General features: G+C 68.1%; 6 protein-coding genes. 5 read left to right on the plus strand and 1 reads right to left on the minus strand.

Annotated elements, in window-relative coordinates; genetic code table 11:
- Positions 1–330: 330 nt before the first annotated feature.
- Positions 331–3,597, plus strand: a complete 3,267-nt coding sequence (locus tag ACZ7NC_RS01525) for a GH92 family glycosyl hydrolase (protein ID WP_471483900.1) — start codon at positions 331–333, stop codon at positions 3,595–3,597.
- Positions 3,598–3,682: 85 nt separating this feature from the next.
- On the opposite strand, the gene ACZ7NC_RS01530 is transcribed toward ACZ7NC_RS01525, so the two are convergent.
- The gene (locus tag ACZ7NC_RS01530) at positions 3,683–7,486 is read right to left on the minus strand and encodes a GH92 family glycosyl hydrolase (protein ID WP_471483902.1); all 3,804 of its coding nucleotides are present in this window, start codon (positions 7,484–7,486) and stop codon (positions 3,683–3,685) included.
- 354 nt (positions 7,487–7,840) lie between these two features.
- On the opposite strand from ACZ7NC_RS01530, the gene ngcE reads away from it, so the two are divergent.
- The 4 genes from ngcE to ACZ7NC_RS01550 all read left to right on the plus strand — a co-directional run bounded on the left by ngcE (position 7,841) and on the right by ACZ7NC_RS01550 (position 12,634).
- On the plus strand, positions 7,841–9,304 hold the full coding sequence (ngcE, locus tag ACZ7NC_RS01535) for an N-acetylglucosamine/diacetylchitobiose ABC transporter substrate-binding protein (protein WP_471483904.1): 1,464 nt from the start codon (positions 7,841–7,843) through the stop codon (positions 9,302–9,304).
- Between the two features lie 58 nt (positions 9,305–9,362).
- Positions 9,363–10,289 carry a carbohydrate ABC transporter permease gene (locus ACZ7NC_RS01540; RefSeq protein ID WP_471483905.1) on the plus strand — a complete coding sequence of 309 codons (927 nt, stop codon included), beginning with the start codon at positions 9,363–9,365 and terminating at the stop codon, positions 10,287–10,289.
- Positions 10,290–10,292: 3 nt separating this feature from the next.
- On the plus strand, positions 10,293–11,216 hold the full coding sequence (locus ACZ7NC_RS01545; protein ID WP_471483906.1) for a carbohydrate ABC transporter permease: 924 nt from the start codon (positions 10,293–10,295) through the stop codon (positions 11,214–11,216).
- A gap of 218 nt (positions 11,217–11,434) precedes the next feature.
- The gene (locus ACZ7NC_RS01550; protein WP_471483980.1) at positions 11,435–12,634 is read left to right on the plus strand and encodes an ROK family transcriptional regulator; all 1,200 of its coding nucleotides are present in this window, start codon (positions 11,435–11,437) and stop codon (positions 12,632–12,634) included.
- Positions 12,635–12,682: the final 48 nt, after the last annotated feature.

The raw sequence follows: 12,682 nt of genomic DNA on the forward strand, positions 1-12,682 counted from the left end.
GCCGGACGGGCCCGAGGGGGGGGAAGTGGGTCTGTCCGGTTGGTGAGTGGCTTGTGCGAGACCGTGGTGCGACAACGTTGTCGAATGGTCTGCCGGATGACTCTACCGCTTCAACGGACAACGATGTCAAGCCAGTTGGACGGTTGGGTGCCAAGTGAGTCCCACCGCATCCGCAGACGCGGCCGCCCCGCCGCTGCCCCATCCAGGTGATCACCCCGCGTGCCCCGCCCCGGAACGCGCTCTTCCGTGGTACCGCTGACACACGCTACTGTCCCTGCGGCTTGTGCGACCCGTGGTGCGCGACCCGTCCGAAGGAGGAGGGGCCGCGTCATGCGCTTCCGTCCCGTGTCCTTGTTGCTGGCCGCCGTGCTCGCGGCGGGCGGCGCCACCCCCGCCCTCGCGGCGACGACAGAACCCCCGGACCTGGTCAGGGACCCGACGTCGTACGTCGATCCACTGATCGGCACCAAGAACGGCGGCAATGTCTTCCCGGGCGCCGTCACCCCGTTCGGCATGCTTTCCTTCAGCCCCGAGAACACCCGCGGCGACGCCACCCGCACGGCCGCACCCGGTGGTTACCACTACGACGCCACCCGCATGCGCGGCTTCAGCCTCACCCATATGTCGGGCACCGGGTGCGCGGGCGGCAGCGGTGACATCCCGTTCTTCCCGTACGCCGGCGAGGTCACCTCGTCGCCCGCGAGCGACACCAAGGACGCCGTCTACGCCTCCGACTTCAGCCACGCCGACGAGACCGCCGAACCGGGCCGCTACCAGGTCCGTCTCGCCTCCGGCGTCACCGCGGACCTCACCGCCACCGCCCGCACCGGCTCGGCCCGCTTCACCTTCCCGGCCGACAAGCCCGCCTCGCTGCTGGTGCGGACCGCCAACTCCGAGGTGGGTTCGACCGATTCGGCGGTACGGATCGATCCGGTGAAGCGGACTGTCTCCGGGTCCGTCACATCCGGGAACTTCTGCGGGTATCTCGATCCGGAGGGTCAACGCGCCTACTACACCGTCCACTTCACCGCCCGCTTCGACCGCGCCTTCAAGGCGACCGGCACCTGGCAGGACGACAAGCTGAGCCCCGGCTCGACCTCCGCGTCCGGCGGCACCGGGGGGTTCGCGAACGGCGGCCGCCCCGTCGCCGGCAAGGGCGCCGGCGGCTACGTCGAGTTCGCGCCGGGCACCGGACCGGTGAACGTCAAGGTCGGGATCTCGTACGTCAGCCAGGCCGGCGCCGAGGCCAACCTCGCGGCGGAGAACCCGCCGGACCGCTCCTTCGACGCCGTACGGGACGCCGCCCGCCGCGCCTGGCGCGAGCGTCTCTCCGCGATCCGGGTCGGCGGCGGCACCGACACCGAGCGCACCACCTTCTACACCGCGCTCTACCACGCCCTCCTGCACCCGAACGTCATCAGCGACGCCGACCGCAGATACCGCGGCCCCGACGGCGAGATCCACACCGTCAGCCGTGGCCACCAGGCCCAGTACGGCACCTTCTCCGGCTGGGACGTCTACCGCGACCAGGTCCAGCTGCTCACCCTCCTCAACCCCCGCGTCGGCTCGGACATCGCCCAGTCCCTGTACGAGCTGGCGGAGCAGAACGGCGGCATCTGGGACCGCTGGCTGCACGGAGCGAGCGGCACCCATGTCATGAACGGCGACCCCTCACCCATCGCCCTGGCCGGCATCCGGGCCTTCGGGGGAACGGACTTCGATCTGCGTGGCGCGCTGGCGTCGCTGGTGAAGGCGGCGACCGTACCCACCGACAAGGACCTGTCCTCGGCGGGCAAGCCTGTGCTGTCCGTCGGGCAGCGCCCCTCCCTGGACAAGTACCTGAGGCACCACTACATGCCGTCCGTGTCCAACGCCTGGGGCGGCGCCGCCGAGACGCTGGAGATGTCCGGCGCCGACTTCGCCCTCTCCCAACTCGCCACCGAGGCGGGGCGGAAGGACACCGCGGCCACCTTCGCCGACCGCGCCCAGTGGTGGCAGAACAACTTCAACATCGCCGCCACACAGGACGGCGGCTACATCGCCAACCGCAAGGCCGACGGCAGCTGGGTCACCGGCTTCACCCCGGCCACCGGCAACGGGTTCGTGGAGGGTACGGCGGCCCAGTACACCTGGATGGTCCAGCACAACCCGGCGGGACTCTTCGCCGCCATGGGCGGGCGCGCCCCGGCTGTGAAGCGCCTCGACGCCTTCTTCCACGACGCGGACGGCAGCTGGGCCTTCACCGGCAGCGGCGGCGACAAGTCGGAGCTGGACAACGAGCCGTCCCTCAACGTGCCCTATCTGTACGCGTACGCGGGCGCCCCGTACAAGACGCAGGAGACCGTCCGGGCGGCGATGCGCGAGCTGTGGTCCACCGAGCCCGGCGGCATCCCCGGCAACGACGACCTCGGTGCCATGTCGTCGTGGTACGTCTTCTCCGCGCTCGGCATGTACCCCCAGGTGCCGTCCCGCGCCGAACTGGTCCTCGCCTCACCGCTCTTCCCGCGCATCGAGATCGACCGCCCGGACGGCGGCGACATCTCCGTACGCGCGGAAGGAGCGGCCGCCGACGCGCCGTACATCCACTCCCTGAAGGTCAACGGCCGTACCAGCGACCGGCCTTGGCTCCCGGCGTCCTTCGTGCGGGACGGCGGCCGGCTGGACTACACCCTCTCCGGTGCGCCCGCCCCCGCCTGGGGAGCGTCCGAGGCGCCGCCCTCCTTCCGCGAGGGCGAGCAGCCGTACCAGATCGGCGTCGGCCCGACCACGGCGACCGTGCCGCCCGGCGGGAGTGCCAAGGTCGGCATCCGTGCCCTGTCGATGAGCGGGGGAGCGGGACCCGAGGTGCGCTTCCGGGTCGACGCGCCCGACGGGATCACCGCGACACCCGCCGAGGGCACGGTGACCGACGGCTCGCAGGAGATCACGCTGACCTCCGCCGAGGGCACCACCCAGGGCTTCTACGCCGTCGAGGTCACCGTGACCTCGGGCGACACGTCGTACGCACAGCCCCTGTCCCTGACCGTCGCGGCGCCGGACACGCTCCTGGCCGCCTACGACAACACCGGCATCTCCGACGACACCGGGGACCACGACGAGGCCGACTACGACGGCGGCGGCTGGAGCTACTCCCGCCAGGCCCTCGCCGACGCCGGTCTGACACCGGGCGAGCAGGGCACGGTGGGCGGCCTGACCTTCACCTGGCCCAACTCGCCCAGCGGGCGCCCGGACAACGTCTCGGCGGCGGGGCAGACGATCGAACTCGCCCGTCCCGCAGGTCAGTTGTCGTTCCTCGGCAGCGGCGTCAACGGCGACCAGCAGGCCAAGGCCACCGTCACCTACACCGACGGCGGCACCGACACGATCGACCTCGCCTTCACCGACTGGACCGTCGGCGGGGGCGCCGGCACCGTGCGGTACGGCAATGAGGTCGTCGCCCGGGCCGCGTACCGGAACGTCGCGGGTGCGGACCGGGATCCTGTCGACACCTACGTATTCGCCACCAGGCCGTTCACCGCGCCGGCCGGCAGGACGATCGCGCGTGTGAAACTGCCGGACGACACCGACCTGCACGTGTTCACGCTGGCCGTGGGCTGAGTCCCAACGGGTGCCGATCGGCCGGAACGCCCAGTCCGGCGGCCAGGCCTGATCGGCACCCTGCGTGAGCTCCCAACGCTCCCGCTCAGGCGAGCAGTTCGACCTCCGACACCACCGCCTCGCCGTCGAGCACCAGGCGGTACTTCCCGTACGTACCCGGTGACCCCACGGAGAACGCCCGGGTCTGCCGGTCCCAGGCGAAGGACTGCCCGGAGCGCTCGTCGAGGGTGCGCCAGGTGGTGCCGTCGTCCGACCCCTGGAGCTTCCAGCCGGTCGGCGCCTTCGTGCGGTCCGAAGGCGACGTCAGGGTGTACTGCACGGCCTTGGTGCCCTCGGACACCGGCAGCTCCACCGATGTGACGCTCTCCTGGGTCGCCGAGGTGTTGTCGAACAGCGCCCCAGCACCCTTCAGCACGTCCGTCCGGGGCGTCGGCACCTCGCCGTCCTTGGTGATCGACACGGGCGCCGCGTTCTTGCCGGTGCCCCAGGACGAGGGCCGCGGACCCATGTCGAACTCCAGGACCCCGCCCTTCGCGATCAGCGAGTGCGGGAGCGAAGTCGACTTCCACGGAACGCCGTTGACCTTCAGGCCTTGCACATACACATTGCGGGCGCTGTTCTTCGGCGCCTTGACGACCAGCGTCCGGCCGTTCTCCAGATGGACCGTCGCCTTGGTGAACAGGGGCGAGCCGATGGCGTACTCGCCACTGCCCATCACCAGCGGGTAGAAGCCCAGCGAGGAGAACAGGAACCAGGCCGACTGCTCGCCGTTGTCCTCGTCGCCGTGGTAGCCCTGCCCGATCTCGCTGCCGACGTACAGCCGCGACAGCACCTCACGGACGTTGTGCTGCGCCTTCCAGGGCTGCCCGGCCGCGTCGTACATGTAGACGGCGTGGTGGGCGACCTGGTTGGAGTGGCCGTACATGCCCATCCGGACGTCCCGCGCCTCCGTCATCTCGTGGATGACACCGCCGTAGGAGCCGACGAAGTCGGGCGAGGCCGTCTCCGGGGTGGCGAAGTACTCGTCGAGCTTGTCCGCGAGGCCGCCGCGACCGCCGTAGAGGTTGGCCAGGCCCCGGCTGTCCTGGGGCGCGGTGAAGGCGTACCCCCAGCCGTTCGTCTCGGTGTAGTCGTAGCCCCACACCCGCGGGTCGTACTTCGAGGACTCGACGCGCCAGTCGCCCTTCGCGTCCCGGCCCTGGAAGAAGCCGGCCTTGGAGTCGAAGAGGTTCACATAGTCCTGGGCGCGGTTGAGGAAGTACTCCGACTCCTCCTTGTAGCGCTTGTCGCCGGTCTTCTTGTACAGCTCCTGGCCCATCCTCGCGATGCCGTAGTCGTTGAGGTAGCCCTCCAGCGCCCACGACAGGCCCTCGTGCGTCTCGGTGCTGGTGTAGCCGAGGAACGGCGAGGTCGCCATGCCCTTGCGGCCCACGCCGGACGACGGAGGCACCACGGTCGCGTTCTTCACGGCCGCGTCGTACGCCGACTTCGCGTCGAAGTCGACGCCCTTGACGTAGGCGTCCGCGAAGGCGACGTCCGAGGAGGTGCCGGTCATCAGGTCCGCGTAGCCGGGGGAGGACCAGCGGGAGGTCCAGCCGCCGTCCTTGTACTGCTGCACGAAGCCGTCGACCATCTCGCCCGCCTGGCTCGGCGTGAGCAGCGAGTACGCCGGCCAGGTCGTCCGGTAGGTGTCCCAGAAGCCGTTGTTGACGTACACCTTGCCGTCGACGATCTTCGCTCCGGTGTGCGTCGGGGTGTCCGGACCCGGCATCGGCGAGAACGGCGACGCGTACCGGTACGTCGAACCGACCTTCTCGAAGCCGGAGTTGGGGTACAGGTACAGCCGGTACAGGCTGGAGTACAGCGTGGTCAGCTGGTCCGGCGTCGCACCCTCCACCTCGACCTTGCCGAGCAGCCGGTCCCACTGGCGCTGGGCACGCGACTTCACCGTCTCGAAGGAGGCGCCGTCGACCTCCTGGCGCAGATTGTCCTTCGCCTGGTCGATGCCGATGAGGGAGGTGGCCAGGCGGAGCGTGACGGTCCGGTCGTCACCGGCGTCGAAGCGCAGGTGTCCCTTCACCCCCTCGGCGGATCCCTCGGTCACCGGCTTGTCGAACTCGCCGTACACGAACAGCCGGGTCGCTCCCGTCGACAGTCCGGACTTCACGTCCGAGTAGCCCGTGACGATCCCGTTGTCCTGGTCGAGGGTGAGCCCGGCCTGGTCCGTCACATTGTCGAAGAGGACGCTCGCGTCGTCGCCCGGATAGGTGAAGCGCAGCACCGCCGCGTGGTCGGTCGGCGCCATCTCCGCCTTCAGCCCGTTCTCGAACCGCACCCCGTAGTAGTACGGCCGCGCGGTCTCGTTCTCGTGCCGGAAGGCGAGCTCGCGTGCCTCACGCCCGGTGTCCGGGGTGCCGGACGCCGCCGACGGCATCACCTGGAAGGTCTGCCGGTCGCCCATCCAGGGGCTGGGCTCATGGCTGGCGCTGAACGCCTGGATCGTCGGCAGGTTGTCGTCGTTGTTGGCGCGGGCGTAGTCGTACAGCCAGCTCAGCGACCCCGCGTTCGTCACCGGCGTCCAGAAGTTGAAGCCGTGCGGCACGGCCGTCGCCGGGAAGTTGTTGCCGCGCGAGAACCCGCCGCTGGAGAGGGTGCCGCGGGTGGTGAGCGCGTAGTCGGACAGGTGCGCCTTGGGCTTCTCGGGCGCGACGGTCTTCAGCGTGATGTCGTCCAGCCAGCCCCGGAACTTCGCCGGGCCCTTGGGGGAGTCGTACGCCACCAGTATCCGGTCGACGGTCTTGCCGGCCGCCACCGACCCGATCCGCGAGGCGACGGCGTTCCACTGGTTGACGTAGAGCACCTTGGCGGCGCCCTGTCCGCGCGGCGACAGCGGGAAGCCGTGCTGGTCGGTGGCGCCGAGGTCGCTCAGCTGGGTGCCGTCGGTGAAGGCGAGGTCGACGGAGACGTTGGTGGCGTCGTAGTCGCGGTCGCCGTCCGCCATCGACGGGAAGACGCGGTAGGACAGCCGGGTGTCGCGGCCGACGGCCACGTTCACGTCGTAGACCTTGTTGTACGAGTACGCCCGCCCGTCCGCGGTGTGCCGGCCGGCGTACCTGAGGGCCCGCTTGCCGGTGAAGCCGGCGCCCGCCTTGGCGGTCGGCGAGCCGCTCGGGCCGCGGTCGACGAGGGAGAGCATGTCCTGCGGGACCGGGCCCTCACTGCCGCCCGTGGAGAACTGGACATCGGCGAGCTGGAGGATGTCGGAGGCGCCGTGGTTCTTGGTCACCTCCAGCCTGAAGTGCTGGTACTCGGCCGGTTCCGCGAGGTCGTACGTCTTTGTCTGGAACCGTTCGGCGAAGCTCTCACCCGAGCGGGTGTCGAGGGTCTTCCAGTCCTTGCCGTCCGTGGAGCCCCGCAGGGTCCAGTCCTGCGGGTCGCGCTCGGCGTAGTCATTGGCCGAAGTGAGCGCGTATTTAGCTATTTTCACCGGTTTGTCCAGGTCGAACTCCGCCCACCCGGTGGGGGCGAAGACCAGCCATTTGCTGCTGGGCTCCCCGTCGACGAGGTTCTCCTTCACCTCGCCGCCGCCGGTGTTCTCCCCGCTCGCCCGGACGTCCGTGACATGGTCGGTGACATTGCCCGGGATGCCGCTGCTGTAGCCGCCGTCCACGCCCGAGGCGCGTTTGCCGCCGTCGGGGGCGGTGTCGACGGTGTTGAGCCAGTCGGGTGCCGGGTCGCCCGCCTCGAACGAGGTCGAGAACTCCCGGTCGGCCGCCGCGGGTGCCTCCGGCAGGGCGACGGCCACCCCCTGCGAGCCCACTGCCAAAGCAAAGGCGGCCGCCGACACGACCGCCCTTCCACCCCATCTGTGCCGAGCTCTCTGCTGCATAAGCCGGTACCCTCCCTGCGCACGGGACAACGTTGTCAACTTCGCTGCGCAAGGATCAGTTGTGGCTCAAGTGCCGGGTATTGTCAAGGGTGTTGGCTGTGGCATTCGGGGCTTATGTCGCGGATTTTTAGGGCAAGCCGCGCACAGGCCGCTCATATTTCCGTGAGGTCTCAACTCGGAAAAGACCATTGGCCAACCTTGCATTCGATCTTGCTCCGCTGGCGGGAAGTGGACTATACCTGTCGGCACTTCACATGATTCCGCACTTCCTGCACGACCCCAGCTTGACCCGATCGCGGTGCCGGGGAGGATCCGGTTCACCGCCTGAGTCCTGGAGAAGGCGAGGACTTGAGCATGGGATCCACTTCTGCCCAGAATCCGGAGAACAACGGCTCCGCACGCGTCGGACGTCGCGATCTGATCAAGCGGTCCGCCGCGCTCGGCCTGATCTCCGTGCCCACGATGAGTTTCCTGTCCGCGTGTGCGAGCAGCGGGGGAAGCGACAACGGGGACAAGGCCAAGGAAGGCAAGAAGACCGCGAAGAACCCGCTCGGCGTCAATGACACCGCGCAGATGGAGTTCGTGCTGTTCGACGGCGGCTTCGGCAAGGAGTACGCCGAGGACGCCGTGAAGATCTACGAGAAGAACTTCCCCGAGGTGACGGTGAAGTTCTCCGCCACCCAGAAGATCCAGTCCACGCTCCAGCCCCGCTTCAACCAGGGCACCCCGCCGGACCTCATCGACAACTCCGGTGCCGAACAGATGGACATGGGCGTCCTGGTCGGCAAGGAGCAGCTCGCCGACCTCACACCGCTGCTGGACGCCCCGTCGTACGACGACCCGAACAAGAAGGTCCGCGACACGCTGCGCCCCGGCATCGTGGAGATGGGCCAGTTCGACGGCGACCCGGTCTGGATCATGTACTACGCCTACACGGTGTACGGCGTCTGGTACTCGCAGAAGGCCCTGGACTCGCTCGACGAGCAGTACCCCGAGACCTGGGACCAGATGCTCGCGGTCTGCGAGAAGGCCAAGAAGAAGGGCATGGCGGGCTGGACGTACGCGGGCAAGTACCCGTACTACCTTCCCTTCTCGCTCTACCCGATGATCGGCAAGGTCGGCGGTGTCGAGGTCCTCGACGCCATCGACAACCTGGAGCCGAACGCCTGGAAGAACCCGGCGGTCAAGGCCTGCTTCGAGGCCTACTACGAGCTCTACAAGAAGGGCTACGTCCTCAAGGGCACCCCGGGACTGGACCACATCCAGTCGCAGACCGCGTGGGCCCAGGGCAAGGCGCTGTTCATCCCGAACGGCTCCTGGGTGGAGAACGAGTCGGCGAACGTCATCCCGAAGGACTTCGACCTCGCCGTCTCCGCGCCGACCGGTATCGACAGCTCCGACAAGCTGCCCTTCGGCACGATCTGGGCGTCCGGTGGTGAGCCGTTCATCGTCCCGGCCAAGGCGAAGAACACCGCGGGCGGCATGGAGCAGCTGCGCATCATGCTGAGCGAGGCGAGCTCCAAGAACTTCACCAGCAAGGTCAAGTCGCTGACCGCGTACAACGGCGGTACCGACGGCATCAGCCTCACCCCCGGTCTCAAGTCCGGTGTCGCGGCGCTGGAGAAGGCCGGCCAGAACGTGGTGAACCCGCGGCTGCAGGACTGGTACGTGCAGCTCCAGAAGGAGAAGATCGGGGTCTCCGGTCTCGGCGAGATGATGGCCGGACGCCTCACCCCGGCCGAGGCCATCAAGAAGATCCAGGGCTTCGCCGACGAGGCCGCCAAGGACTCGTCGATCAAGCACTACAAGCACCAGTAGCTCAGGTGCGGATCCGTCACCAGCGGCTGCACGCGCGCGCAGATCGGGGTCGATAGCAATGCAGCACGGCAAGTACCGGTTCATCGTGGGGTTCCTCGCGGTGCCCCTGGGGCTGTACGCGCTCTTCGTCGTCTGGCCGTTCATCCAGTCCATCTACTACTCGTTCACGGACTGGACCGGGCTGAGCCCCGAATTCAAGATGGTCGGCTTCGACAACTACGAGAGGATGCTCGACGACGACATCTTCTGGAAGTCGTTGCAGCACAGCTTGTTGTTCGCGTTGCTGCTGCCGCTGGTGACAATCGGGTTCGCGCTTTTCCTCGCCTTCATGATCAATGTGGGCGGGCGGCGCAGAAAGGGCGGCCCGGCGATCACCGGTGTCCGCGGTTCCTCGTTCTACAAGATCGTCTATTTCTTCCCACAGGTGCTGTCGATCGCGATCGTCGCGCTGCTGTTCGCCTTCGCGTACAACCCGGACAGCGGCGCGATCAACTCGATCCTGCGCGGGGTCGGGCTCGACAGCGTCCAGCCGCTCTGGCTGGGCGACCCGAACGTCGCCCTGTGGGCCGTGATGGCGGTGCTGGTCTGGTCCACGGTGGGCTTCTTCGTGGTTCTGTTCTCGGCCGGTATGGCCTCCATCCCGGCCGATCTGTACGAGGCCGCGCTGCTCGACGGTGCCGGCCGGGCGGCCACGTTCTTCAAGATCACCCTGCCGCTGCTGTGGGACACCGTGCAGTCCGGGTGGGTCTACATGGGCATCCTCGCCCTCGGCGCCGAGTCGTTCGCGGTCGTACAGATCATGACGACCGGGCCGGGCGGTCCCGACTACTCGACCACGGTCATGGTCCTGTACGTGTACCAGAAAGCGTTCCGTGACGGGCAGGCCGCCTACGCCACCACGATCGGCGTGGCCCTGCTCATCGTGACGCTGGCCTTCGCCGCGGTCGTCATGCGGCTGGGACGGCGCGAGCGGCTGGAGTTCTGAGAGATGAAGACGACCGAGACCACCGCTCCCGTACCGGCCGAGTCCGGTATGCCCGTGACCAAGATCGGCCTCCCGGCCGACGCGCCGTCCAGGAAGAAGAAAGAGGGCACCGTCCTCAACGTCTTCTCCCACGGCGTTCTCGTCATCTGGGCCTTCATGGTCGCCATGCCGCTGCTCTGGGCGGTGATGACGTCCTTCAAGGACGACGCCTCCATCTTCGGCTCGCCCTGGTCACTGCCGGACAAACTGCACTTCTCGAACTGGTCGCGGGCCTGGACCGAGGCCAACATGAGCGACTACTTCCTCAACACCATCCTGGTGGTGGGAGGGTCGCTGATCGGCACGCTGGTGCTCGGCTCGATGGCGGCGTACGTCCTCGCCCGCTTCGACTTCCCGGGCAACCGCTTCATCTACTTCCTGTTCATCGGCGGCATGAGCTTCCCGATCATGCTCGCGCTGGTCCCGCTCTTCTACGTCGTGAACAACATGGGTCTGCTGAACACGATCCACGGCCTGATCCTCGTCTACATCGCGTACTCGCTGCCGTTCACCGTGTTCTTCCTCACGGCGTTCTTCCGCACACTGCCGACATCGGTGGCCGAGGCGGCCTTCGTCGACGGCGCCTCGCACACCCGTACGTTCTTCCAGATCATGCTCCCGATGGCCAAGCCGGGTCTGATCAGCGTCGGCATTTTCAACTTCCTGGGCCAGTGGAACCAGTACATGCTGCCCACGGTCCTCAACACCGACCCCGACAAGCGGGTCCTCACCCAGGGACTGGTGCAATTGGCCGTCAGCCAGGGCTACAAGGGCGACTGGTCCGGCCTCTTCGCCGGTCTGGTGATGGCCATGCTGCCGGTGCTCGCGGCCTACATCATCTTCCAGCGCCAGGTGGTGGCGGGGCTGACGGCCGGGGCTCTGAAGTAGACCGGGGCAGCGCCGTGAAAGTGAGCCGGAGGTAGCGCTCCGAAACCGACCGCGTGCACGCCGTTCCCGACCCTGGGGACGGCGTGCACTCAGGTGTGCACGTACCCGGATCCGGTTCAACCTCTTGACGGGAGGCAACCCGAACGGCTCAGCTTAGAGTTCACTAGTTGGACACGAACGGGGCCTCGTCGAAGCGGTCCCGCGCGCAGGAGGTCGTCGTGGAGACTCCGGGGTCGCAGTCGTCGCTGCACCGAGCCAACCTGGAGCGGGTCGTGCGGGCCGTACGACTGGCCGGATCCCTCACCCAGGCGGAGATCGCGAGGACCACCGGGCTGTCCGCGGCGACGGTCTCCAATATCGTCCGCGAGCTCAAGGACGGCGGAACGGTCGAGGTCACGCCCACCTCGGCGGGCGGCCGCCGGGCCCGCAGCGTCTCGCTGAGCGGGGACGCCGGCATCGTCATAGGGGTCGACTTCGGCCATACGCATTTGCGTGTCGCGGTCGGGAATCTGGCCCACCAAGTGCTGGCCGAGGAGTCCGAGCCGCTGGATGTGGACGCCTCCTCGACGCAAGGGTTCGACCGGGCCGAACAGCTGGTCAACCGGCTGATCGCGGCGACCGGCGTCGACCGTTCCAAGATCGCCGGGGTGGGCCTCGGCGTCCCCGGCCCGATCGACGTCGAGTCCGGCACCCTCGGCTCGACCGCGATCCTGCCGGGCTGGACCGGCACCAAGCCCGCCGAGGAGCTGCGCGACCGGCTCGGCGTGCCCGTCCACGTGGACAACGACGCCAACCTGGGCGCCCTGGGCGAGCTGGTCTGGGGCAGCGGGCGGGGGGTTCGGGACCTGGCGTACATCAAGGTCGCGAGCGGTGTCGGCGCCGGTCTGGTCATCAACGGCAAGATCTACCGCGGCCCGGGTGGTACTGCGGGAGAAATCGGTCATATTACTCTTGATGAGTCCGGCCCGGTCTGCCGCTGTGGAAACCGCGGCTGCCTGGAGACCTTCGCGGCCGCGCGCTATGTGCTGCCGCTGCTCCAGTCCAGCCATGGCACCGATCTGACCATGGAGGGCGTCGTACGGCTGGCCAGGGACGGAGACCCGGGCTGTCGTCGGGTGATCGCCGACGTCGGCCGCCACATCGGCAGTGGAGTCGCCAATCTCTGCAATCTCCTGAACCCGAGCCGCGTGGTCCTGGGCGGTGATCTCGCCGAGGCCGGTGAGCTGGTACTCGGGCCGATCCGGGAGTCCGTCGGCCGCTACGCCATCCCCAGTGCGGCGCGGCAACTGTCCGTTCTTCCCGGGGCACTTGGCGGCCGTGCCGAGGTGCTCGGAGCACTCGCACTCGCGCTCAGCGAGATGGGTGATTCAACCCTTTTGGACAGCACGCTGCACGCCGCCGCGCCTGCCTTCACTTAGAGAACGGATGGCACCGTTGCCAACCCGTTAAGGATTTACTTCTTGACG

The sequence above is a fragment of the Streptomyces sp. NPDC111802 genome, assembly GCF_055634335.1.